The organism is Bradyrhizobium sp. USDA 4369 (assembly GCF_054056435.1).
This window is the reverse complement of the sequence record NZ_JBSRYH010000001.1, coordinates 4,622,007-4,644,640: the sequence shown is the minus strand read 5'-3', so window position 1 is coordinate 4,644,640 and position 22,634 is coordinate 4,622,007. Positions and strand designations below refer to the sequence as shown.

Genomic DNA, 22,634 nt, shown 5'->3' with positions numbered 1-22,634 from the left:
CGCCCGCGCTCATGGGCGCACGATCTCGCACAACTTCGGCCGTCGAACATCCGCCGGCCGGCCAATAGCGAATGTTCGCTATGTACGGTTGCACTTTCCTGGTCACTCTTGACATCAAGACTAACGCGCAACGTCGCGACCGGGTCTGGCAGACCCACAAAAACCACATGGGCGGAGACGAGAAAATGCCGAAACACGAGGCAGAGTTCGACTATGTCATCGTCGGTGCCGGGAGCGCGGGATGCGTTCTGGCGAACCGTTTGACGGAAGATCCAAACGTCAAGGTTGCGATCCTCGAGGCGGGGGGCCGAAACAAATCCCTGATGCTGAGAATGCCGGCGGCCATCGGCGACATCTTCATGCAGAAGGGGCCGGCGAACTGGATGTTCCAGACCGTGCCTCAAGGCACGTTGGATGCGCGGCGCCTGTATCAGCCGCGCGGACGAGGTTGGGGGGGATCCTCGGCCATCAACGGCATGCTCTACGTACGCGGCCACGCGCGCGACTACGACCAGTGGCGGCAAACCGGCCTGACCGGCTGGGGTTATGCCGATGTGTTGCCGTATTTCAAGCGAGCCGAGCATAACGAGAACGGCGGCGACAAATGGCGGGGCGATCGCGGCCCTCTTTGGGTCTCGGTTGGCCCGAACGGCAATCCCCTCTACCGCTCGTTCATCAACGCCGGACGGCAGGCCGGCCATCCCGTCACGCGCGATTTCAACGGATATCAGCAGGAGGGGCTCGGGCCTTTCCACCTCACGATCAAGGACGGCGAACGCTGCAGCGCGGCCTCGGCCTATCTGGAACCGGCCATTCGGGATCGGCGAAATCTCACCGTCTTGTCCCATGCCCACGCGACGAAGATCATCATCGAGAACGGCGAGGCCAGAGGCGTGCAATACGCGTCAGGTCGCATGAAGGTCGTGAAGACGGTGCGCGCCCGACGTGAAGTGATCCTCTCGGCGGGGGTCTTCCAGACTCCGCAACTGCTGATGCTGTCGGGCATCGGTCCTGCCGACGCGCTGCGGCGGCATGGCATTCCGGTCGTCCACGACGCCCCCGAGATCGGACAGAACCTGCAGGACCATTTCGATGTGGTGATGAGCTATCGATGCACCAAGCCGATCACCGCTCATTCGTTCATCACGGGATATCGCAAGATTCTGCTGGGCCTGGAATATCTGCTGTTCCGGACCGGTCAGGGACGGACCAACCACGTTCAGGCCGGCGCGTTTCTGAAGTCCCGCACAGAACTGGATCGACCTGACATCCAGTTGCACTTCGCCAATGTCATGCTCCTCAATCATCAGCCGCTGAAAACCCCTTCTCATGGCTTCGGTCTTCACGTCTGTCAGCTACGTCCTGAAAGCCGTGGCGAGATCGGGCTGGCGTCCCCTGATCCCTTCGCCGCGCCGATCATCGATCCGCGATACCTCTCCTCCGAGATCGATCGGCGCACGATCCGTGACGGTGTTCGGATGGTTCGCGAGATCGTACAGCAAGACGCTTTGAGAATGTATCGTGGACCAGAAGTGTATCCGGGCCTTGATGTGCGGACCGACTCCGAGATCGACGCATGGGCACGCCAGACAGGACAATCCATCTTCCATCCTGTCGGCACCGTCCGCATGGGCGCAGACGCCGACGCGCCGGTCGGACCGGACTTGGCGCTGCGCGGGGTGAGGCGGCTGCGCGTCGTTGACGCCTCCGTCATGCCGACACTGGTAGGCGGCAACACGAACGCGGCCACGATCATGATCGCTGAAAAGGCAGCGGATATGGTGCGCGGACGCCCACCATTGTCGCGCGAAGAGGCACCGATTGCCGAGGACGCCGCGATCTCCCACCGCATGCAGGTCCAGCGCCTCGCGTCGGCCACCGCGGTCGCGCTCAATTAGCGCAATCGCGAAATTGCGCGATGTATCCCCTCCGGATCTCTGACATTCGTAGACAAACAGATTCGAACAAGAGGCCACGACGATGAACATGACGGCAAATCCCTCGACCGAACAGACGAAGGCCCGAATGGAAGCCACCCTCCATCGGCAGAAGGCCGAGCAGACGCGCCTTGGTCCTCCGTCATTGGCGCTTCGCCGCGACCGGCTGGCGCGTGCGATCTCGATGGTGTTGACGCACAAGAACGAATTGCTCGACGCCATGAACACCGATTTCGGAGCTCGCTCTCGCGACATGGGGATGCTCTACGATATCGTGGGCTCGGTGCAGCCTCTTCGAGAGGCGCACAAGAATGTCGCGAAGTGGATGCGGCCGCAGCGGCGCAAGGTATCGCCCCCTATCCTGTCTCTGCTCGGCGCGCGCTCCACGGTAAGATACCAGCCCAAGGGCGTGATCGGCATCGTCACCTCGTGGAACTTTCCGCTGCAGCTCATGATGGATGCCGCGGCAGCCGCGTTTGCCGCCGGCAACAGGGTGCTGCTCAAGCCGTCCGAATTCACGCCGGCGACCGGAGCCCTGGTCGCGCAACTGTTCGACAGCCATTTCGACGAAGACGAAATTTCGACGTTTCTCGGTGGAACGGACGTCGCCAGCGCATTCACTAGCCTGCCTTTCGATCATCTGATCTTCACCGGCTCGACCAATGTCGGACGCCATGTGATGCGCGCTGCGGCAGACAATCTCACGCCGGTCACGCTCGAACTCGGCGGCAAGAGCCCGGTCGTCGTAGGACGGAGTGCGGACATCGGCAAGACGGCGGCGCGCATCATGATGGGCAAGATGATCAACGCCGGCCAGGTCTGCGTGGCGCCGGATTATGTCCTTGCGCCTGACGACCGGGTGGAGCCGTTCATCGCGGCCGCCACGACGGCGGTGGCCAAGATGTTTCCGACTCTCAAGGACAACCCGGACTACACGTCCATCATCACTCAGCGGCACTATGACAGATTGCAGACGCTGATCGACGATGCTCGGGCCAAGGGGGCACGCATCGTCGAGATCAATCCGGCAAAAGAGAACTTCTCGCAACAGCAATTCCGGCGGATGCCGCCGACCCTGATTGTCGACGCGACGGATGACATGGCGGTGATGCAGGAGGAGATCTTCGGCCCCGTCCTGCCAATCAGGCGCTACGGGACATTTGACGACTCGATCGACATGATCAACGCGAGGCCCCGGCCGCTCTCGCTGTATTATTTCGGCTCCGACAAGGCCGAGAGTGAGAAGCTGCTCGAGCGGACCCATGCTGGAGGCGTGACCATCAACGACATCTTCTGGCATATCGCGATGCCCGATCTGCCGTTCGGAGGAATCGGGCCGTCCGGGATGGGCGCGTATCATGGACATCGCGGCTTCGTTGAATTCTCCCATGAGAAGGCCGTGTATCAGCAGACGGGCAGCGAGATCATTGCGATGTTCAGACCGCCCTACGGACCGAAATATCGCAAGATGATCGGCGGCCTGCTGAAGGGATAGCGATCAGCCGCTGACGGCGCAGGATGGCGGAAGCCGCCCTGCTTCGCCGCTGCAAGGACCAAGGAGCAGCAGCGGACCGGTTCGCCGCAAGCTTCTTTCGCGCGCGAGATGCTTGCCGGATTGGACAGGCGACGGATGCTCAGAATGGAAGCCCGGATTCCGGCTGATCCATTGAAGGCTTGCTGGGCGCACTATTCCGTGATCGGAAACAATTGGCAACTGTTCTATATTGACCAACTCAGCCCTCTGCGTCGTGTCAACATGGAGTTTGATGCAGAGCATGCCAATGCACGATTACATCCACGACGCAAACATCGATCTGTATCGGCGTCTGATCGCCGAGAGCGAATGTGACCCGAAGCGCGATGAAGACCGGCATAAGACCCTGCTGAAATTGCTGGACGAGGAAACAGCCAAGGACAAGAAATTCTAACCGCGGTTTATTCCCGAAGGCCGTTCGACAATCGGGGGCTCATGGGCATCCGCCCCGGGGAACTTCCGGCGAACTTTGCGATTGGGCGCCACCTTAACTCAGACAAACGAGGTGAATGATGAGGTGCTTGATCACTCTCAGGGACGGCGTCGCAATGGAACGAGCGATGGGAGCGCTAGCGAAGTACAGATATACGGCGGGCGGTGAGTCCGTCGCTCCAGAAGGGCATCCAAGAGAATGGAGCCGCTGGCTTCTTGAGATCAATTCGGCAGAGTTCAAAGCCATCAATGACCACGTCGAAGCCGGTGACATCATCGAGATGAAACCGTCGACGAGTTCGCAGGCGGTTGTGTGATCCATGGACCAATATTGTCCCGCCACTGCGAGACCAATACATTTCTTGGAACGCCATCGACGTCCGGGACATCGATTCCGATGACTTCACGCCGTGTTCCGATTTGAACTCGACAACGATTCCGACTTGATGTCGTCTGTGGCGGGAGACGTGCTCGCTGTCTGGTCACTTGCATTGGGAATGCCTAAGCGCAGTCTCGAATAGCGCCTTGTTGCTGCCTCTGCCGTGGGTGCGAGCACACTAGCCTTCATTGTCCGGGCGCCACGACATGTCCGCAGAGCCTTGCTGAGATCGTCCGGGCTCGCGCGTTCGTCGCATCCCTGCGCTGCTGAGGTCGATCAGGTGGGCATTGTGGACGAGGCGGAGTGGATGGCTTCGCGTCGATCGGATCATCAATCAGCGTGCGGGCGAGACCGTCCAAGCGCCCTGACATCGCCCAACGGGCACGATACTGACGATATGCTCCTCGCGAGCGCTACAGCGATCCGGGCGGCTATAAAGATGGCGGCGAGCGCCAGCGCTGCCGGCGTACGCGTCAAATTCGGAGCCGTCCGCTACTGAATGGAAGAAGACGCTCCTATAAATATTCATAAGCGCAGTCCGCGGCTTGCAGCCGCTTGGCAAGCAGAGGGGCGAAGTTGCAAAAGATCATTGTTGAGCTACGCGCTTTCAATCGCGTCGTTTCCCAGCCTCAGTTGCAGCCTCACGCCGATACGGAACCATCGAATGTCGGGCTCGTTGCACTCTATGGCCGACCTTCGTCGGCATAATTTAAATCTGGATTGGAAAACTCAGATGAGGAAGTCATTGATGGTCTCTGCGGCCATTGCGGCCCTCTTAGCTACGACCGGGCTTGCGACAGCTCAAGGCTCCGGTCAAGCAGCACCGAAGGACTCTCCGACAGCCGCCTCGCCGAAAGCTGACGGCGCGGGAACGTTGAATGCGGCTCCTGCAAGGGACGCTGCGACACCGCCTGGGGCGGGGTCGAAAGAGGCGACGCCTCCGCATGCGCAAGGCAAGCCGGATACAAAGACGACTGGCGACACGAAAGCTGAAGGCAGGTCGAAGACCTCGGATGCCATAGCGCCGGCCACGAAGTCAAAGGACATGACGAGTCCGACCGCTGAAACGAAGTCGCATCCCGACAACAAGGCGGCGAGCGAGAAGAAGGCCGACAGCAAGACGAACTCGTCCGATTCGGCGAAGGACTCTGCCGAGACCAAGCCCTCGACCCCCGACAATCGAACGACCGGCAATGCCGCAACCTCGGCGGCGGCAGCGCCTCCCGCCGAAAAGCGCACTCAGATTACCTCGGCGATGAAGCAAGAGAAGGTCGACGAGGTTACAAACGTAAACTTCAATATCTCGATCGGAACCGCGGTACCGGCGGGTATCCGTTATCACCGGATGCCAGCACGGATCGTCGAAATCTATCCGGAATGGCGTGGATATGATTTCATCGTCGTGCACGGCAAGTACGTCGTACTACGCCCGCGCACCCACGAGATCGTCTACATCATCGAAGATTGAACGACCTGGCCAACCGCATGACGGACGATTATGAGACACCGGAGGACGGCTTACCAGCCGTCCTTCGAAATGCGCGTTCGCTTCTGGGTTACGGTTTGCCCAGGAGAGCGATGATCTGCCGCAATCCGAGACTTGTTCCGGTCGGAACCTCTCCTTTCACCTTAGCGCCCCCCCCTTAACTTCATCGGCCGCGCGGAACTGATCTGCCGCTACTTTGCGGCATTCACGCCATCCTTGTGCTTGTGCAAAAACCGGGCGATTTGACCGCGGAGCTCCGCCGTCTCCAGCAGCTTGCCGACCGATCCGGCCGTGTCGAAGATCTCCCGCTGTAATCCAGTCGGCAGAGCATTCCATTGCATGATGATAGCCGCGCCAAGACACCGCAAGACGCGCTCTTCTTCGCTTGCTAATTCTGCGCCGTGACGTTGATCCGGTCGGGCGGCGTGAACTGCATCACGGTAGCCATCCGCCAGTCCCTGCTCGTTGTCGGCGAGCGAGACCAGACGATCCTGCGCGTCCTGAAGCTTTCGACCTTCGTCCGGATCGATCGACCCCTTGGCCCGTTTGCCGTATTCGGCCGCTTCGGCGCGATGTTGTCTGGACTTGAACATGTCTTTCCCTTTCATAGATGCCTCCAGCCATTTCCGACGCTATCGTCAACCAAAGTAGGCGCCGAGCGCTGCTGCAATATACCCGCGGCTTGGCAAACGGCAGCAATGAGTTGGCAGCCGACCGCGCGTGACTCATAACACTCGTTACCAGCCGCGACACTTGGTGGCGACAGCCACGATGCGCGGAAAACCGCGCGAGACTTCAGTTTTGCGCCACCTGCGATTTCGATCTGACACTGCCGAGAATGACTTGTTCAATGACATTGACTATCGCCGGCTTCGCTCGGCAGCAGCGCTCGGACCATCGACGCACTTGGCAATCCGTCCCGGGCGCTGTTCTTCTCGTGAGCGTCACCGGCCCTCACGGGAGGTCGTCCCCAAAAGCAATCGATCTATATCAGAGCCGCTCTCCAAATGCAGCGCCGATCGCTGCCGTCAGAGCCATCGCCAAAGCTCCCCAGAACACGACGCGGACGGCAGCGCTGACCATTCCGCCTCCTCCTGCTTTGGCGCCGATTGCACCCAGAACGACCAGAAAGACCAGCGACACAATGGAGACCGTTACGGCCTCCCAGCCGACTGGGGCAGTGAGGGCGATCAGCACTGGAGGAATGCCACCGGCTGCGAACGAGAGCGCCGCCTGGATCGGACGTGCCGCGGTCATGTCCGACAGCCCGAGTTCATCGCAGCTGAGAGCACCGAGCGCATCATAGGCCATCAACTGCCCAGCTACGGTCGAGGCCAACGCCGGATCGAGCCCCCTCTGGACGTTGATGGCCGCCAACTTCTTCGTCTCGCCCGCGCCATCCGAGACCAGTTCTCGTCTCTCGCGCCCGACGTCAGCCGTTTCGGCATCCGACGGCGAACTAACCGAGACATATTCTCCTGACGCCATCGACATTGCCCCGGCAACGAGCCCTGAGATACCCGCAATCAGGATGCTCTCGCGGCTGCCGTTCGCGCTGGCGACACCGATGATCAAGCCCGATGTGGAGAGAACACCGCCATTTGCCCCCAATACAGCTGCTCTCAACCGGCCGAAGCGGTTGACAGTGCGACGCTCCACCTGTTGAGTGGAGAGGTCGTAGTGTCTGGCCTCTTGCATTCGACTTCGATCCCCCCGCACCTATTGCCCGCATTGCTCCGACTCTGCCGGACATCGCAGCCCGTTCCCTGCAGAACGCCCCCCGGATATCGTCGAGCTTCTGACGTGAGCAGTTCGGACCAGATCTGCTCGCCTGTGCCGATCTACACTCAGCAAATGACGATGCTCCCGGACACCGAAACCATCATGCATGGGAATGGATCACTGTTCTGCTCATTGGGGCCACGCCGTCAGGAAACGCGGAGTTTTAAAATGTCGGCTCCTTCAGATCTTCCTTTTCAGCCTGGCTCCAACGATCTCGATGGTAACGGCATTCCGATACTGCGATGTGAACTCTGCGGCTTAGGGATGACCCACCTTGGCGACCTGCCCGGCCGCATGGGAAAAGCCTCGATCCGCGTCTTTCGCTGCTATCCATGCAACCGGATCGTTTCGCACAGCTGCTGAGCTTTTTCGTTCCGACGTTCGGCGCTCGTGCACGCCGCCTTGTCTCCAAAAGCGGCAGGATCGCCGGCATCATTCAGATTATTCTTCATCAACTGATCGATCTCCCGAGATATCGCCCATTCGATCCGTTCTACAGAGGCTGACACGACCCAGTCCGGCCTGCCCTTGCGACGGGTCCGACGCATCCGCATACGTCGAACACGTTAGGCTACCATCCGCCGGCGATCGCCAGCCGGGCCAGCGCGGGAAGCGATCGCACGCCCGCCTTCTTCATGATCGACGCCCGGTGGCTCTCGACGGTGCGGCGACTGATTCCGAGGTCCATGGCGATATTCTTGCTCGGGTGCCCTGCCAGCACTCTCTGCATGACTTCCTGCTGCCGTCGCGTAAAGCACGGAATGTGATCGGCGGAGCCATCGTTCCGCCCAGCAGTGCTGTCGGACGTGCGTACCAGCCTCATGGCCCGCGCAACGCCGTCCAGAAGTTCAGCGCTGTGAATTGGCTTCTCGATGACGTCCACCGCGCCGGCTTTCATCGCTGCGACTGTCGTTGCAACGTCGCCATGCCTGGCCATCATGATGACCGGGATCGAATGCCCGAGGTCCTGGAGCCGGCTCAGCACGGTCGATCCGCTCATTCCGGGGCCATCGGTATCAACCAGCAGGCATGCATCGCAACCAGGCTTGTACGCCTGCAGAAACGACGCTCCATTCTCGTGATCCTCGACCACCCATCCGTCATGGTCGAGCGTATTGCGGATAGACCGGCGCAATTCGCGGTCGTGATTGACCAGATAGACGATCGGCGAGCCGGAGGAGACGTCGTGCCGTGCCGGCAGTTCGCGATAGGACTGCTCGATATCGATCGAGAACACCGACCCCTTTCCAAGTCTCGAACGGACCCTCACGGGGTGATGGAGGAGAAGTCCAAGCCGCTTCACGATGGAGAGCCCCAGTCCACGCCCGTCCCCCCGATTTCGAGCCGAGCCATCGAGCTGATGATACTCTTCAAAAATATTCCGAAGTTGGTCTTCGGGGATACCGATGCCGGTATCCCAGATCTCGATACTCAACGTTCCCTTGCGGCGCCGGCAGCCGAGCAGCACCCTGCCCCGCTTCGTGTATTTAATCGCGTTCGAAAGCAGATTGCGTATCATCTGCTCCAGAAGCTGCGGATCGCTGCGAACGAACATGCTGCACGGCGACACCTCAAGCACGATCTGCCGCGCTTCGGCCTGGTCGACCAGATCCGATATGATCCGGTGGAGCAAGGCGCAAATCGGGAACACTTCGTATTCCGCTCGAATGCTCCCAGCCTCAATACGATTGAGGTCCAGCAAGCCGTTCAGCATACCCGACATGTTGCCCAGTGCCTGATCGAGGCGCTCCACCAGGTCTTCAGCCTTGTCACCGACGACCTCCTTCGCAAGAAGCTCCTGGAGCAGCACGAGGCTCTGTAGCGGCTGCCGAAGGTCGTGGCATGCAGCGGCCAGAAAGCGAGATTTCGCAACGTTGCTGGCCTCAGCTTGTGCTCGCGCGCATTCGAGCTCCCCGGCGGTCCGCTTCTGGTCCGATAGATCGACGAACGCGATGACAGTCCCCACCATTTCGCGCCGTCTTGAACAGCACGGAAATATCCGCCGGATATAGCAGACACCGCCTAAGGATTCGATCTCGCGCTCGACCGGCGTGAGCGACTGCATGACATGATCTGCATCCGTCACAAGCATCTTGTCCGACGCGAGCCCCATCCGATCCCCTAGGGGCATGCCTATGTCGGTCTCGACCAAATTGAAGCACCGGCTCATTTCCGGCGTGAAGAAGCGGATGGTCAGGTCGGAATCGAGCAGAACGATCGGAACCCGGATGCCGGACAGCACGTCCTGTAGATCACGCGCGGTCAGTGCTCGACTTGCATCGACATCATCAAGAGAAACGGCCAAGGCAGACACAAGGGGGACAGCGCCGAGCTCCAATCGATCTTCTTTTCCTGCTCGCATCCCGACGCCTCACTTTTCCATCCATCTGACGCTTACCGGAGGTGCTATGTTTCGTTTCGTTACGCCTCGCGGAAGCCGGAATCCCGCCGCCGGACGACCAACTCCGGCTGCCGGCGCCGTGCGATCACGTTGCTAGCTATCAAGCGTCGCTGACACGATAACCGATCTACATCGCTGCAACCCACCGAAGGCGAGCTCATGACTCGGCGAGTGATTGAGCAGAATTGCTCAGTTTTCATAGGCTGCGCTTACCGCGCGCCCTCCTTTCAACCGGTATCAGGGAGTTGCCCAGACCAGCCGGTGAACACGGATTTTCCGCTGTTACGCGCTTTGACGACCGGCCGCTCTCCCTGGGAACCCGAACTTGCAGGGCCGCCTTACAGATCGAATTCGAGCATCGCGGCGAAATGCAAACGACTGCGCTTTCAAATGATCATAAAACACGTTATGATTGTGTGCGCATGTGCCAGTTGCGAGACCGGGTCCCCGGTTGCGTCGTTTCGGCTCTCGCGTTTGGTCAGCCGGGAGAATTTATGACAAAGCAGATCGTCGCAAGGCAGCCGGTGAGTACAAAGCGACCTTTCGACCCGTCCATGTTCCTGAAGACCGCGGGCGCCGGCCGGACCATCGGCAAATATCGAAAAGATCAGCAGATCTTTTCGCAGGGCAGTACGGCCGATGTCCTGTTCTATATCATAGCCGGAACGGTCAAGATCGTCGTCCATTCCGAGCAGGGCAAGGAGGCCGTCATCGCCATCCTCGGGCCCGATGATTTTTTCGGCGAGGGCTGCCTGGCCGGACAGGCTCACCGGCTGTCTGCAGCATCGGCCATCACAGAATGTGAGATTCTGCGGATTACCAAATCAGCGGCAATGAGCACTCTACGCGAGCAGCCCGCCTTCTCCGAAATGCTCGTCTCGCATGTCGTGGCACGGACGATCCGCGTCGAGGCCGACCTCATCGATCAGTTGTTCAACTCGAGCGAGAAGCGGCTTGCGCGGGCATTGCTGCTCCTGGCGAATTTCGGGAATGACGGAAAGCCGCAGCGTGTCATCGCAAAGGTCAGTCAGGAAATGCTCGCGGACATGATCGGGACGACGCGCTCACGCGTCAGTCATTTCATGAACAAGTTCCGCAAGCTTGGGTTCATCGACTACAATGGTCATCTCGAGATCCGCAGCTCTCTGTTGAATGTCGTCCTGCACGATCAGCCGCATATTTCGCGCGTCAAGTCGACCGGAGGCAAGGCCCAGGAAAAGATGGACTGATCCTTCCGACTCGGCCCGGCGTGTAGGCTCGGGTCATTCCGGCCGACTACGCACCGCACTCGCAGGCGGCTTGAGGAACGCATCGAACCGCTCTTTGACGATCGCGTAGCACTCGCACGACGTCGTTTCCAATGCCGCCCGGTTGATGACCTGTATGGTGCCCCGGTGATAGCTGATGAGGCCTGCCGCCTGCATCGATTGTGCGGCAAGGGTCACCGACTTGCGGTTGGCCCCCAGGATCTGCGACAGAAACTCATGGGTGTACGGAAGAGACTCGCCTTCGGCGCGATCGTGCATCATCAGAAGCCACCGGCACATTCGCTCTTGTGTCGAATGCATGGCATTGCAGGCGACGGTCTGCTGGACCTGCGACAGCAAGGTCTCGGAGTAGCTGACAAGAAGATTTCGGACGTGTCCGCTGGCATCGAACTCGTGCTGCAGCAGTTCGATAGGACAGCGGACCATATGCCCCTCCAGCTGCACAATACAGCGATTGAAGGAAACCCGGCTATACATCGCAGCGAAAAGTCCGAAGGCGCCTTCGCGACCGATGTTGGCGGTCTCGATAGCGGCACCACTCTCCAGCACCGTCAGCAGCGACAGCACGGATCCTCTGGGAAAGTAGGCATGCCTGAGCTGGCCGCCGGCCTCGCAGACCACGGCGCCCAGCTTGAACGCGACAGCCTCGAGATGCGGCTCGATGCGGCTTCGGCTGTCCGGCGGCAGGGCGTCGAGCAATTGATTGTTGCGCAGATCCTGATCGGTTTGCGCCTTGATCATTCGAGCTGTGCCAATCGGCCCTCTCATGCTGAGATGCGCGCGGCACCCCAACAGACGATGCCTATCATGACGCCACCAACGTCTTGAGCACGCCTTTCACATATAATCTGAGCAGAATTGCTCACATGCGCCCTCGGCTTGAATGGCGAGGTCACTCATCTGCGCGATCTGAACGCGTCGGCTCGGTCTCCGGACCCAGGGTGGCCCGGTCGGTCCAGAAGGTCGCCATCCTGACGCAATGCGCCTGGACGTCCGGATCAAGGGTCTCTCGGGAGAGCTGCGTGAAATCGGCCGCCAATCGAAGACACTCGCGGCTGTATTCGAGGTCGCTGGCGGGGTTCGACACGACATATCCTCTTGACTGGATCCATCTGTCACACAGCCCGCAGGGGGCTGTCGGTGGTCCAGGCCACGGAGCGGAACAAAAAGCTGCCACCCCCAAAGGGGCCAGACATGCCCTCCGACGCCCCCCCCAGCTCAGCCCATCCGGCCGCCGCTCCGCGACGGATCGCCCCGGTGCGGGCAACGCACCAATGTCCTGTTTTGCTCAGACTCCTAACCGGAGTCACCTCAGGTTAGGCTCGGATGCACAAGACGACAGGGCGTTGATCGTCAGGCTGTGTCCCAGCTTGGAGCATCATCATGCTGAGATCGTTGAACGAAACGGCTCCTTTTCCGGTCTTTCTGCTGCAGGCGGGCGTTCGGAACGAACTGCGCTATCGGCTCAAGCAACAGTCGCTGCTCGCCGAATTCAGTCGTGCTGCGCTGCAATCCCGCGACCTCCAGATCATTCTTCAGCGCGCCACCGAACTCTGTGCCAAAGGTCTCGATGCTCCCTTCGCGGCGGCCATGGAGTTCGTTGCGGACGAGCGGCGCCTCATCTTCCGTGCCGGAGTGGGATGGGCACCGAACATGATCGACCATACCTCGCTGCCGACGGACGCCGGCTCCCCGGCTGGGTATGCCTTGCAAAACGGTCAACCCGTCATCTGCAACGACCTGCCTTCGGAACCCCGCTTCCAGAGTCCGCGTCTGCTCGCAGAGCACGGCATCCAGCGGTCGATCAACGTCCCGATCAAACGCGGCGCGAACGGCAGCGCGTTCTTTGGCGTACTCGAAGTTGACAGTCCGGATCCCGGGCGCTTCGACGAGGCGGACGCTGACTTCCTCGCCGGCTTCGCTGGTCTCGTCGGAATCGCGGTCGAGCGTCACAACGCGGATGCCCGGCTACAGGAAGCGCTGGATTACCAGGCCATGCTGACACGCGAAATGAGCCACCGCGTCAAGAACAGCCTCACCTCGGTCGTTGCGATGCTCCACATTCAATCGCGCAGTACGCATTCAGATGACGTGAGGCGCGCGCTCGAAGAGGCGGGATCACGTGTCGCGACCATCGCCCAGGTCCATGACCAACTTTCTCGCGGCACGCGCGTCGGCTTCATCGACCTTGCCGTGTTCATGACCGACTTCTGCGGCCGATTGCATGGCACAGCGGGACCGAATACCCTGTGCTGCCATGCCGACGCGATACAGCTGTCGGCCGATCATGCGCTTCCACTCGGCCTTCTGATCAACGAACTCGTCACCAATGCGGTCAAACACGCCTATCCCGGTGGTCACGGCGCTATCGACGTGTCGGCGCGTGAAATGACTGGATGCCTGCACGTCGAGGTGTCCGATCACGGCATCGGCCTTCCAAAAGGCTTCGACATCGATCAGGCGCGCCCGAGCCTGGGATTTCGGGTCATCAGGGGGCTGGTGCGGCAACTCCGCGGCCGTCTGACCATCGGATCCAATACACCGACCGGTACGCGCTTTCTCCTCGAACTGCCGCTCATCTCCGGCGAGGGATCGCAGACGCCGAACACATCCGTGCTCACCACTCACTCCGGCGCGCCGGCTGCGACATAACGAACCAGCTTCTTGTTGACGAATTCCTGGATTCCCATGGAGCCCAGTTCGCGTCCATAGCCGGAGTTCTTGATGCCGCCGAACGGGAGTTCGGCATCGGACCAGCTGAGGTTGTTGATGAACACCATGCCGGTCTCCAGGCGGCCCGCGACGCGCTTTCCGCGCGCAAGATCCTTGGTAAAGACTGCGCCACCCAGGCCAAAATCGGAGTCGTTCGCGAGCGCGACCGCGGCGTCTTCGTCCTTCACGGGGAAGAACATCGCAACCGGGCCAAAGAACTCGTCCCTGAACGCGGGATTGTCCGGCTTCACGTCGGTGAGAATGGTCGGCTGCATGAAGGATCCCTTGCGATTGATCCTCTTGCCGCCCATCAGCACCTTCGCACCATGGCTCACCGCGACATTGATCTGCTCGAGAAGATCGACCAACGCCGTTTCCGTCGACAACGGACCAAGCGTCGTTGTCCGATCCATCGGATCACCGGCCTGGAGGTCTGCCAGCGCGCTGCCAAACGCCGCCAGGAATTGATCAGCAAGTTTCTCGACGACGATGAAGCGCTTTGCAGCGCAGCACGTCTGCGGATTCCGACGAAGTCGCCCAGGCGTACCGATATGAAGTCGCCCGTGGATTCCGAGACGATGTCGCCCACCTTTCCGATTTGATCTCGCCCAGCGGCGAGGCGTTCTGGCCGGCTGGTTCTCTGGCATCGGTCAAGCCGCGCGGTCAATCTGGAATCGCGACTTCAACCTTTTTTCTTCTTCTGCGGTTGCTGTGGGCATGTGGACAACGCGATTGCGTTGTCCAAGCGCAGCGGCATGTCCACGGCGCTCAGGTCTTTCGGGCGGATTGCCGAGTTCGGCGCAGGCTCTCACCGGTGAGGTCGAGCCGATGGGCATTGTGGACGAGGCGATCGAGCACGGCGTCGGCATAGGTGGGATCTCCAATGAGCAGATGCCACTGGTCCACGGGGAGCTGGCTGGTGACGATGGTGGAGCGATGACCGTAGCGATCTTCGAGGATTTCCAGGAGGTCGTGACGGGCGCCGGCATCGAGCGGCTCGAGCCCCCAATCATCGAGGATCAGCAGATCGACACGGCCAAGGCCGCGCAACAGGCGTGGGTGACGACCGTCGCCGCGGGCGAGCGCCAGATCGTCGAACAGGCGCGGGACGCGTTGATAGAGCACGGAGCGATTGTCGCGACAGGCCTTGTGGCCGAGCGCCGAGGCGAGCCAACTCTTGCCGACGCCTGCCGGGCCGCAGATCAGGAGATTGACGTGGTCGTCGATCCAACGGCCCTCGACAAGCTTGGCGAACAGCGGGCGGTCGAGACCGCGCGGGGTGCGGTAGTCGATGTCCTCGACGCATGCCTGCTGGCGCAGCTTGGCGTAGCGCAGGCGAGTGGCGAGCCGTTTGTCGTGCCGCAGCGAGGCTTCACGTTCGAGCAGCAGAGCAAGCCATTCGGCGTGACCGAGGCTGCCAGCCTCACCGGCGGCTTCGATGTCGGCGAAGGCCTTGGCCATGCCGTGGAGGCCGAGGGCGTTGAGGCGGTCGAGGGTCGGATGGGTGAGCAAGGGACGGTCTCCTAATTGTAGTAGCGCGGTCCGCGGATGTTGGCATGCAGGATCGGCGCATCGTCCGCGGAGCGCTGGTGAGCGGGACGCCGATCGAGATTGTTGGCGAGGATCGACTTGACCGAGCCATAGGTGCGCGCGCCGATGTCGATCGCCCGCGCAGCCGCCGCGTCCAGCCGTTCGCGCCCATAGGAGGCGGCGAGCCTGAGGATGCCGAGGCAGGCGCGGAAGCCTTGTTCGGGGTGCGAGCGCTCGTCGAGAATGAGGTCGCACAATGCGCTGGTTGCCGGCCCGATCGCGGCGGCGTCCTGACGGATACGCCCGATAGTCCAGCCGGCGTAGCGCCGATGGCTGGAGGCCATGTGCTCCGGCACGGTGGTGTGCTTGTGATTGCCACTCATGCGCTGATGCGCGGCAATCCGCTCGCCCTTGTGGAAGATCTCGACGGTGCGGGCGGTGAACCGCACCTCGACCTCGGCACGCGCGAAGCGATGCGGAACGCTGTAATAATGCTTCTCCACCTCGACGTGGTAGTCGAGGCTGACGCGGCGGATCCGCCACTCGGCGAGCACGTAGGGGCTCGCCGGCAACGGCTTGAGCGCCGGCCGGTCGATCTCCTCGAGCAGCCGGCGGCGCGTCACGCCGAGCCGCCGGATCGGCCGCTCCTCGTTGAGCCTGGTGAGCAACTCGCCGATCGCTGCGTTGACCTCGGCGAGGCTGTAGAAGACGCGGTGGCGCAGGCGACCGAGCAGCCAGCGCTCGATGATGAGGACGGCCTGCTCGACCTTGGCCTTGTCGCGCGGCTTGCGAGGTCGCGCCGGCAAGACGGCCGTGCCGTAATGCGCGGCCATCTCCGCATAGGTGCGATTGATCTGCGGGTCGTAGAGGCTCGCCTTGATGACTGCGACTTTGGTGTTGTCAGGCACCAGGAGCGCCGGGACGCCGCCGATCGCCGCGAAGGCGCCAACATGGGCGCTGATCCAGTCGGCGAGCCCCTGCGTCCACGTCGCCTGCGCGTAGGTGAAGCTCGAGGCGCCGAGCACGGCGACGAAGATCTGCGCCGTCCTCCGCTCGCCGGTGAGGCGGTCGACCACCACCGGCACGCCGTCGCCCGCGTAGTCGACGAACAGCTTGTCACCGGCCGCGTGCGCCTGGCGCATCGTCACCGACAGGCGTCCCTCCCAGGCGCGGTAAAGCTCGCAGAAGCGCGAGTACCGGTATCCGCCGGGCTCGGCGCCGATGTACTCCTCCCACAGGATCGACAGCGTCACGTGCTTGCGCTTGAGCTCGCGGTGCACCGCCGCCCAATCGGGCTCGGCGATGCGGCGATGACCCTGCCGGTTACCGTTGCCGGTCTTGGCGAACAGGCGGGCCTCCAGGGCCGCGTCCGTGAGTTCGTCGGGCAACGGCCAGCTCAGGCCTGCGGCCTCGAACCGCCGGATGGTCAGCCGCACTGTCGAGGGCGCCGCGCCCATCCGCCGAGCAATCTCGCGGCTCGGCAGCCCAGCCGCCTTCATCCTGATCACATCGCGCACACGGCGCATCGCAAGCCTCTCCGTCGGCATCCAGGGTCCCCCTTCGCAAAGCCGAAAGGTTGACCCTATGGGAGCCAGAAGAGGTCTCGTCACCCCGGGTTCGCTCTTGCGATACCCGGGCGACATCATCCCGGAATCGTGGGCGACATCATCTCGGAACGGGTGGGCGACTTCAAATCGGAATGGTGGGCGAGATCATCTCGGAATCCTGGGCGACATCGATCGGAATCCGCACACGTCTGTCCGGCATTGTACGTCCGTCCCCACACCGCCCATTTGACCGCATGTTCGAGATCAGCATCATCGAGCACGATGAACGCGTCGCTGCCGCCGAGCTCCATCGAGGATGGCTTGAGGCTCTGGCCGGCGCTCGCTGCAATACGCCGTCCTGCGGCGACGCTCCCGGTCAACGCCACACCCTTGATCCGCGGATCGGCGATCAACCCCTCCGACTTTTCATGCGAGATCATCAGGTTGGTATAAAGTCCCGACGGCGCGCCTGCGTCCGCCCAAAGCTTCTCGAAGCCCATGGCGCACTGCGGCACGCAGCCCGCGTGCTTGACCAGCAGAACGTTGCCAGCCATCAGCTGCGGCCCTGCGACTCTCGCAAGCTGATAGTACGGAAAGTTCCACGGCTGCACGCAGAAGATCGCTCCGATCGGAGTACTCTCCATATGACCTTCGCCCTGGGTCGGGTGCAGCTCGACGTCGGCCAGGAACCGCGCGGCATTCCTTGCATAGTAGGTCAGGATCGTCGCGCTGAATTCGACCTCTCCGCGGGCCTCCGATGCTCTCTTTCCCATTTCGAGCGTCATGATATGAGCGAGCTCATCGCGCCTCTTCAGCATCAGCGCAGCAGCGTTGGCGACGATCTCCGCGCGCTCGGCGTAGGTCTTCTGCTTCCAGGCCTTGAAGCAGGTTTCAGCCGTCGCCAGCTTCGCTTCGAGCTGCATGCCGGTCAGTTCGTCGAACGTCCTGAGGAGCTTTCCGGTAGCGGGATTGACGCTCTGATAGGTCATCGCTCGAGCCTCATTGTACGGATATTTTTGTACGGATATTTCGGATTTTTGACGATCGTGGCCGAGGCCTCAATGAAGACCTTCAGCGCCTTCGCGTTGGCCGCATTGCTGAAGTCTTGAAAGCATCGATAATGCCCGCAAGTGTCGACGGCACCCACGCCCTTCTGGCCCAGAACTCGCCCCGGATGACAGGTGGGCCCATCGCCCCGGAGCTCGATCGACGAGCGCATCCATCATGAACATTTGGGCTCCGCCCCGGTCCGCCTTTCCGTCATCTGTCGCCGCAGTCATGGTCTGCACCTCTCGCACGTTCCATGACGACACAGGTAGAGACGATTGATCGTGTTGAGTAGCCTCGGAAACTACTCAGAGGCGACCGAGCGATCGCCCTATCCTTCTGAGCGTTCAGGCCGCCGCTGCGCGCCAACGAACGTCCGTCTGTGCCGTACGGCGGATTCGCAATGCTGACCGATCATCTGATTGGTCGTCCCCCGGCCGTCTCCGGCTGGGTGGTCATGGCGCTCGATGCGCGACTGCCAGCATTCGTTCCTGTATTGCGAACTGCCTCCGCCAGGATCTCCCGTAGCTCGGCCTTCGTCTTAGGAGGATCGCGCGTGATGGATGGTTGCCAGTCTGCCATAGACCGTTATGTGGGGACTTCTGAGATCGATTGAAAGCCCTGCCAGACACGATCGCAACGCCCCGCACGCGCCGCGCCGCTACCACGACGCAACCGACGCTTTACGAAATCAATTCCGTTTCAATCGATCCGAATGAATTCCCGGAACCAATGCGGCTCTGGAAGCTTGACCAGAACGACCGGATGCGAATCCCCCATAGCATCCGATGAATGGCGGCCCCAACTACCCCGGTTGGGGCCGTTTCATTCGCCAGCGCTTTCCATGATCCGCTGCCTGCATCAGCGCCTTTGCAGATTCGTTGGGCGTCACTCGTCCTAAACACACCAATTAATGACTGACGAGCAGTGCCTCACGCGCGACAATCGTCACCGAGAGACCTGCCGTTCTTTAATGGCGATCCCGGCGATGATCTGGCTCCGCCTCTCTGGCGAAGGCATGATCAAGGGCCCTCTTCAACTTATGAACCGCGCCACGAACAGCCTGCTCCATGAAGCTGTCCTGGTGCGCAACGACAATGAGTTCGCTGCCGTCGCGATGGACCTCGATCGTGCAACTTTTGTCGTCGTGACTGGCTTTGTGACCGACCAGGTCGCTGAGATGCACATCGATCCGCCTGACTCGATCCTCGTAACGCCGGAGTACCACATGGACAGACGATTTCACGTCGTTTGACAGCTGCTCACCGCCGTTGATGTTTCCGTCGGTCCGAACATCGATCAGCATCTGTCTCTCCTTGCTTGAATAGAAGGCCGAGCGTCGTATGGCGCAATCGAGGTTACGATCAGCTCCAGGCACGTTCGTGCTCAGAACTTCAAATTCGACGAACTGGAGTCGAACATTTGCGAGCTGCTCTGCTGGCGGCGTCCACGGAGCTGTCCAGGAGATAGATCTCGACCGGCATCTTTGCGCGGCGTATCGCGCGGAGGCGCTCTCAGCTGACCTCAAATGTCAGGCGCAGGGTCAGACTGCCAGAGGCCGAGGTGCTCGACTGGTCAATATTGCTCAGTCGAGCCCGACAATAATGCTCACCATGAGGGCGACTTCCGCTTTTCAAGCCTGAACCGGAGATGGATGATGGATTATCCAATCACGTTTCGGTGCCCCCAAACGGGGACAGACGTGGACGCCTTCGTCGAACAGCCGAGGGGTCTGTCGCGATTCGAGACCGTCAGCTGCCCGGCCTGCATGAGATTCCATTTCATTGACGGAACGAGTGGCGCCGTCATTCCTCCCACCTTGTTGGGCCCTGCGAGTTGGACGTCCTGACTGGGACCATGACGAGAGCGAACGCGGACTGATCCCAGCGGGCGGATTTGAACTCTGGGCGAACATCTCGCTCATGACCGACCGGCCGGCCGGCGTGACGTCCCCCCCCCCCGGTCATGCGTGCAGTCGACGGCCCGATTCCGGATATTCGCGAATATTGGGCTGCCGGGAGGCGCTCTACGATGCCGGCGACATTCGCGCGCCCGTACTCCTGGTCCACGCGGAATGGGACCGGCACGTGCCCATCGCCTCGGCCCTGGATTTCCTCCTGCGGCTGAAACACGCTCCATACCGTCGATGGGTCGAGATCGGAGAAGCCACGCACATGGTTTTGCTGGAGAAGGACCGGTGGCAGGCCTTCTAAGCAATCAATCAGTTTCTCTCAGACCAATATGAACCTGCCTCGCGCGTCGCGCGGATTCTCCGGGCGACAGAGTGCGAGGGACCTCGACAGGATTCCGCTCATCGGAGTCCAAGAGCATGAACCCATGCCGAACAGAGAATTGCGACGCCCTGAAGCCACTACACGATGGCTGCACCTGACGACATCGGATGCCAGGCGCAATCATCCGACGACCTCAAGCCCCTTCAGGCGTAGCCAGCCTGGCGATGCTTGCGGGTTACACCGATCGAGTTATGGAGTGCGTCCGGATTCCCGGTACGTCCAGGGCGATCTTAGGTTCGGAAAAAAAGCGGGCGTCATCCATCCGAGTGTCGATCGGAGATACCCGCGAATTAACGACCCGAGCAGCGCGCGATCGCCAAGGAGCATCTTGCTTAGGTCAGCAAGGGACTGCACCCCAAAGCGGGCCAAAGCGGAAATACGAGTGATATCGTCGGCCTTGGGCCATAGGACTAAACCGCTCACGCGGTAGGGCACGACAGCCGACGGCGCGGCTGAGAGGATAGCGCAACGAGGCGTCCTGTCTTGAGATGAGGGGTTCGCAACCTTCATCCCGGACAGGAGCCCCCCATGACCGACGAGGCCATGAGCCCGTTGCGGCGGCGCATGATCGAAGACGTGAAATCCGCAAATTCGCGCCCAAGACCCAACATGACTACGTGCAGCGGGTCAAGGACTTCGCAGCCTTCCTCGGACGATCGCCGGATCTGGCCAGCTTCGAGGACGTGCGCCGCTATCAGCTCCATCTGGCATCGCGCGGCGTCGGCATACCGACCATCAACCAGACGGTCTCGACCTTGCGGTTCTTCTTCAAGGTTACGCTGCGGCGTCATGAGATCGTCGAGCATACCCACTTCATCCACGAGCCGCGCAAGCCGCCGGTGGCGCCGGCCTGCGAGCCAACGAGGTCGTCTCGCTCAAGATCTCCGATATCGACAGCAAGCATGATCATCCGTGTCGAACAAGGCAAGGACGGCAAGGACCGCAACGTCATGCTGTCGCCGAGCCTGCTCGACCTGCTGCGCATCTGGTGGAAGGCAGCGCGTCCCCAGGGCTGGCTATTCCCGGGGCGTGATCCGGCGCAGCCGATGACGACACGCCAGCTCAATCGTGCCTGTCATGCCGCCGCCCAAATGGCCGAGATCAACAAGCGCGTGTCGCTGCACACCCTGAGGCACAGCTTCGCTACCCATCTCCTGGAGCTGAACATCGATGTGCGCGTGATCCGGGTGCTGCTCGATCAAGCCAAGCTCGATCCGACCGCGCTCTATATCCGGGTCGCCACCAAGACGATCAGCGAAGTCATGAGCCCGTTGGAGCACATCGCGATCAAGCTGAAGGAGACCCGGCCGCCCGGCTGACGCAGGGCCGGCGTGTCTCGTCCGGCTCTGGAGGTCGCAGATATCTTCCGCGACCATGGTCCGGCATGGCGTCAGGCCTATGCCGGCCATGTCAGCCTCGACCAATTGAAGGTGATGTCGGCGATCGAGAGCTGCCGCACGGCAGCCCTTGGCGGTCATGTCGCGCGCTGCGAGGACTGCGCCTACACGTCCATCGCCTACAACTCCTGCCGTAACCGGAACTGCCCAAAGTGCCAGGGCGCCGCGGCGAAGCAGTGGCTCGCCGACCGCGAGGCGGCACTGCTGCCGGTGCCATACTTTCACGTCGTGTTCACGCAGCCGGCTCCTCCAACAATAAGGCGGTCGAGAATGTGAGCGCCCAGCTCCCCGAAAGCGGTGCCGTCACCGCCGACGCCCCCGAGCTGCGTTACTTCAAAACACTGCCAGACGGACTGTTGGAGGAGGATAACTGGGGTCCTATCGCGGCGGTGCTCGGCAACGCGCAGAACCGCAGTACGTTCCGCAACGGTTTTTGGTGGGACAACGAGATCGGCATGGCGCGTTAACTTGCCCATGCCGCCGGGACTCAGCAGCTTATCGAGATCACGGATGATGAAGGCAAGGTGATCGAGCGACGCCCTCCACGCATCGTCACCGAGGAGGATGCGCCGCGCGACCAGCGTCACGCTAAGCAGCGACGGCAAGCTGCACGCAAGACCTACCGGGTGGCACCAGAGAATGGCCGCAAGGCACAGGCCGATCTCAAAGCCGTGCGCAGCCTGATGGACGATTTGCCGCGCATCGTGGAAGCGGTGCGGCACGATTCCCTCCGACAGCAGCAGATGCGGCGGCCTTTGAGCGAGCCAATGCCGAGAGAGGAGCGCGCCGACCAGCTAAATTTGTGCGCAGTGCGCCATGAGGCAACCGCGCGGGCGCTGCATACCCATGCCGAGACGCGTCCGGGGCTCCTCGCGGGGCCTGTTCGGA

General features: G+C 61.3%; 22 protein-coding genes and 2 pseudogenes. 11 read left to right on the top strand and 13 right to left on the bottom strand.

The window, feature by feature from the left end; genetic code table 11:
* The first annotated feature begins 185 nt into the window (after positions 1–185).
* From ACVIJ6_RS20880 to ACVIJ6_RS20860, 5 genes are all read left to right on the top strand, one after another.
* Positions 186–1,898, top strand: a complete 1,713-nt coding sequence (locus ACVIJ6_RS20880) for a choline dehydrogenase (protein ID WP_456774230.1) — start codon at positions 186–188, stop codon at positions 1,896–1,898.
* 82 nt (positions 1,899–1,980) lie between these two features.
* Positions 1,981–3,432, top strand: a complete 1,452-nt coding sequence (locus ACVIJ6_RS20875) for a coniferyl aldehyde dehydrogenase (RefSeq protein WP_456774229.1) — start codon at positions 1,981–1,983, stop codon at positions 3,430–3,432.
* Between the two features lie 286 nt (positions 3,433–3,718).
* Entirely contained in the window at positions 3,719–3,865 is a 147-nt protein-coding gene (locus ACVIJ6_RS20870; RefSeq protein WP_456774228.1) for a hypothetical protein, read from the top strand.
* Positions 3,866–3,983: 118 nt separating this feature from the next.
* On the top strand, positions 3,984–4,220 hold the full coding sequence (locus ACVIJ6_RS20865; protein WP_456774227.1) for a hypothetical protein: 237 nt from the start codon (positions 3,984–3,986) through the stop codon (positions 4,218–4,220).
* A 726-nt stretch (positions 4,221–4,946) separates the two neighbouring features.
* Positions 4,947–5,750: a DUF1236 domain-containing protein gene (locus tag ACVIJ6_RS20860; RefSeq protein WP_456774226.1), complete on the top strand. Its 804-nt coding sequence runs from the start codon at positions 4,947–4,949 to the stop codon at positions 5,748–5,750.
* A 209-nt stretch (positions 5,751–5,959) separates the two neighbouring features.
* Here the strand turns inward: ACVIJ6_RS20860 and ACVIJ6_RS20855 are convergent, their stop codons facing one another.
* The 4 genes from ACVIJ6_RS20855 to ACVIJ6_RS20840 all read right to left on the bottom strand — a co-directional run bounded on the left by ACVIJ6_RS20855 (position 5,960) and on the right by ACVIJ6_RS20840 (position 9,912).
* Positions 5,960–6,376, bottom strand: a complete 417-nt coding sequence (locus tag ACVIJ6_RS20855; protein ID WP_456774225.1) for a hypothetical protein — start codon at positions 6,374–6,376, stop codon at positions 5,960–5,962.
* Between the two features lie 382 nt (positions 6,377–6,758).
* Positions 6,759–7,466 (bottom strand): VIT1/CCC1 transporter family protein, encoded by a 708-nt coding sequence (locus ACVIJ6_RS20850; protein ID WP_456774224.1) that lies wholly within the window; start codon positions 7,464–7,466, stop codon positions 6,759–6,761.
* Positions 7,467–7,876: 410 nt separating this feature from the next.
* Entirely contained in the window at positions 7,877–8,002 is a 126-nt protein-coding gene (locus ACVIJ6_RS20845; protein ID WP_456774223.1) for a hypothetical protein, read from the bottom strand.
* A gap of 119 nt (positions 8,003–8,121) precedes the next feature.
* Entirely contained in the window at positions 8,122–9,912 is a 1,791-nt protein-coding gene (locus ACVIJ6_RS20840) for an ATP-binding protein (RefSeq protein WP_456774222.1), read from the bottom strand.
* 533 nt (positions 9,913–10,445) lie between these two features.
* Here ACVIJ6_RS20840 and ACVIJ6_RS20835 point away from each other — a divergent pair.
* On the top strand, positions 10,446–11,180 hold the full coding sequence (locus ACVIJ6_RS20835) for a Crp/Fnr family transcriptional regulator (RefSeq protein WP_456774221.1): 735 nt from the start codon (positions 10,446–10,448) through the stop codon (positions 11,178–11,180).
* Between the two features lie 33 nt (positions 11,181–11,213).
* On the opposite strand, the gene ACVIJ6_RS20830 is transcribed toward ACVIJ6_RS20835, so the two are convergent.
* Together ACVIJ6_RS20830 and ACVIJ6_RS20825 are read right to left on the bottom strand one after the other, a co-directional pair.
* On the bottom strand, positions 11,214–11,960 hold the full coding sequence (locus ACVIJ6_RS20830; RefSeq protein WP_456774220.1) for a Crp/Fnr family transcriptional regulator: 747 nt from the start codon (positions 11,958–11,960) through the stop codon (positions 11,214–11,216).
* 151 nt (positions 11,961–12,111) lie between these two features.
* Complete coding sequence (locus ACVIJ6_RS20825; RefSeq protein WP_456774219.1) at positions 12,112–12,306, bottom strand: hypothetical protein; 195 nt, start codon at positions 12,304–12,306, stop codon at positions 12,112–12,114.
* A gap of 296 nt (positions 12,307–12,602) precedes the next feature.
* Here ACVIJ6_RS20825 and ACVIJ6_RS20820 point away from each other — a divergent pair, with 296 nt between their 5' ends.
* Entirely contained in the window at positions 12,603–13,871 is a 1,269-nt protein-coding gene (locus ACVIJ6_RS20820; RefSeq protein ID WP_456774218.1) for a sensor histidine kinase, read from the top strand.
* Here the strand turns inward: ACVIJ6_RS20820 and ACVIJ6_RS20815 are convergent.
* The 5 genes from ACVIJ6_RS20815 to ACVIJ6_RS20795 all read right to left on the bottom strand — a co-directional run bounded on the left by ACVIJ6_RS20815 (position 13,844) and on the right by ACVIJ6_RS20795 (position 18,227).
* Positions 13,844–14,578, bottom strand: coding sequence for an aldehyde dehydrogenase family protein (locus ACVIJ6_RS20815; protein WP_456774217.1), 735 nt, complete (start codon positions 14,576–14,578; stop codon positions 13,844–13,846). The genes ACVIJ6_RS20820 and ACVIJ6_RS20815 overlap by 28 nt on opposite strands.
* Before the next feature lie 121 nt (positions 14,579–14,699).
* Positions 14,700–15,443 (bottom strand): IS21-like element helper ATPase IstB, encoded by a 744-nt coding sequence (gene istB, locus ACVIJ6_RS20810; RefSeq protein WP_012041725.1) that lies wholly within the window; start codon positions 15,441–15,443, stop codon positions 14,700–14,702.
* An 11-nt stretch (positions 15,444–15,454) separates the two neighbouring features.
* On the bottom strand, positions 15,455–16,987 hold the full coding sequence (istA, locus tag ACVIJ6_RS20805) for an IS21 family transposase (RefSeq protein WP_083780767.1): 1,533 nt from the start codon (positions 16,985–16,987) through the stop codon (positions 15,455–15,457).
* A gap of 116 nt (positions 16,988–17,103) precedes the next feature.
* The gene (locus ACVIJ6_RS20800) at positions 17,104–17,997 is read right to left on the bottom strand and encodes an aldehyde dehydrogenase family protein (RefSeq protein WP_456774216.1); all 894 of its coding nucleotides are present in this window, start codon (positions 17,995–17,997) and stop codon (positions 17,104–17,106) included.
* Complete coding sequence (locus ACVIJ6_RS20795; RefSeq protein WP_456774215.1) at positions 17,994–18,227, bottom strand: hypothetical protein; 234 nt, start codon at positions 18,225–18,227, stop codon at positions 17,994–17,996. The genes ACVIJ6_RS20800 and ACVIJ6_RS20795 overlap by 4 nt, the downstream gene beginning before the upstream one ends.
* Before the next feature lie 231 nt (positions 18,228–18,458).
* On the opposite strand from ACVIJ6_RS20795, the gene ACVIJ6_RS20790 reads away from it, so the two are divergent.
* On the top strand, positions 18,459–18,671 hold the full coding sequence (locus tag ACVIJ6_RS20790) for a hypothetical protein (RefSeq protein ID WP_456774214.1): 213 nt from the start codon (positions 18,459–18,461) through the stop codon (positions 18,669–18,671).
* Between the two features lie 354 nt (positions 18,672–19,025).
* Here ACVIJ6_RS20790 and ACVIJ6_RS20785 read toward each other — a convergent pair whose 3' ends face one another.
* Positions 19,026–19,361 carry an HPF/RaiA family ribosome-associated protein gene (locus ACVIJ6_RS20785; RefSeq protein ID WP_456774213.1) on the bottom strand — a complete coding sequence of 112 codons (336 nt, stop codon included), beginning with the start codon at positions 19,359–19,361 and terminating at the stop codon, positions 19,026–19,028.
* 1,476 nt (positions 19,362–20,837) lie between these two features.
* On the opposite strand from ACVIJ6_RS20785, the pseudogene ACVIJ6_RS20780 reads away from it, so the two are divergent.
* The 3 genes and pseudogenes from ACVIJ6_RS20780 to ACVIJ6_RS20770 all read left to right on the top strand — a co-directional run.
* Positions 20,838–21,077 (top strand): annotated as a pseudogene (locus tag ACVIJ6_RS20780) (phage integrase N-terminal SAM-like domain-containing protein); the annotation flags it as partial.
* 174 nt (positions 21,078–21,251) lie between these two features.
* Positions 21,252–21,668, top strand: coding sequence for a tyrosine-type recombinase/integrase (locus tag ACVIJ6_RS20775; protein WP_456777042.1), 417 nt, complete (start codon positions 21,252–21,254; stop codon positions 21,666–21,668).
* 12 nt (positions 21,669–21,680) lie between these two features.
* Positions 21,681–21,995 (top strand): annotated as a pseudogene (locus ACVIJ6_RS20770) (IS91 family transposase); the annotation flags it as partial.
* Here ACVIJ6_RS20770 and ACVIJ6_RS20765 read toward each other — a convergent pair.
* Positions 21,968–22,468, bottom strand: coding sequence for a hypothetical protein (locus ACVIJ6_RS20765; protein ID WP_456774212.1), 501 nt, complete (start codon positions 22,466–22,468; stop codon positions 21,968–21,970). The pseudogene ACVIJ6_RS20770 and the gene ACVIJ6_RS20765 sit on opposite strands and share 28 nt — an antisense overlap.
* Positions 22,469–22,634 lie beyond the last annotated feature (166 nt).

Coding starts and splice junctions, on each gene's coding strand:
- ACVIJ6_RS20880 (WP_456774230.1), top strand. CDS start 186: ATGCCGAAACACGAGGCAGAGTTCGACTATGTCATCGTCGGTGCCGGG.
- ACVIJ6_RS20875 (WP_456774229.1), top strand. CDS start 1,981: ATGAACATGACGGCAAATCCCTCGACCGAACAGACGAAGGCCCGAATG.
- ACVIJ6_RS20870 (WP_456774228.1), top strand. CDS start 3,719: ATGCACGATTACATCCACGACGCAAACATCGATCTGTATCGGCGTCTG.
- ACVIJ6_RS20865 (WP_456774227.1), top strand. CDS start 3,984: ATGAGGTGCTTGATCACTCTCAGGGACGGCGTCGCAATGGAACGAGCG.
- ACVIJ6_RS20860 (WP_456774226.1), top strand. CDS start 4,947: ATGTCGGGCTCGTTGCACTCTATGGCCGACCTTCGTCGGCATAATTTA.
- ACVIJ6_RS20855 (WP_456774225.1), bottom strand. CDS start 6,376: ATGAAAGGGAAAGACATGTTCAAGTCCAGACAACATCGCGCCGAAGCG.
- ACVIJ6_RS20850 (WP_456774224.1), bottom strand. CDS start 7,466: ATGCAAGAGGCCAGACACTACGACCTCTCCACTCAACAGGTGGAGCGT.
- ACVIJ6_RS20845 (WP_456774223.1), bottom strand. CDS start 8,002: ATGAAGAATAATCTGAATGATGCCGGCGATCCTGCCGCTTTTGGAGAC.
- ACVIJ6_RS20840 (WP_456774222.1), bottom strand. CDS start 9,912: ATGCGAGCAGGAAAAGAAGATCGATTGGAGCTCGGCGCTGTCCCCCTT.
- ACVIJ6_RS20835 (WP_456774221.1), top strand. CDS start 10,446: ATGACAAAGCAGATCGTCGCAAGGCAGCCGGTGAGTACAAAGCGACCT.
- ACVIJ6_RS20830 (WP_456774220.1), bottom strand. CDS start 11,960: ATGATCAAGGCGCAAACCGATCAGGATCTGCGCAACAATCAATTGCTC.
- ACVIJ6_RS20820 (WP_456774218.1), top strand. CDS start 12,603: ATGCTGAGATCGTTGAACGAAACGGCTCCTTTTCCGGTCTTTCTGCTG.
- ACVIJ6_RS20815 (WP_456774217.1), bottom strand. CDS start 14,578: ATGCCAGAGAACCAGCCGGCCAGAACGCCTCGCCGCTGGGCGAGATCA.
- istA (WP_083780767.1), bottom strand. CDS start 16,987: ATGCGCCGTGTGCGCGATGTGATCAGGATGAAGGCGGCTGGGCTGCCG.
- ACVIJ6_RS20800 (WP_456774216.1), bottom strand. CDS start 17,997: ATGACCTATCAGAGCGTCAATCCCGCTACCGGAAAGCTCCTCAGGACG.
- ACVIJ6_RS20795 (WP_456774215.1), bottom strand. CDS start 18,227: ATGCGCTCGTCGATCGAGCTCCGGGGCGATGGGCCCACCTGTCATCCG.
- ACVIJ6_RS20790 (WP_456774214.1), top strand. CDS start 18,459: ATGCTGACCGATCATCTGATTGGTCGTCCCCCGGCCGTCTCCGGCTGG.
- ACVIJ6_RS20785 (WP_456774213.1), bottom strand. CDS start 19,361: ATGCTGATCGATGTTCGGACCGACGGAAACATCAACGGCGGTGAGCAG.
- ACVIJ6_RS20775 (WP_456777042.1), top strand. CDS start 21,252: ATGATCATCCGTGTCGAACAAGGCAAGGACGGCAAGGACCGCAACGTC.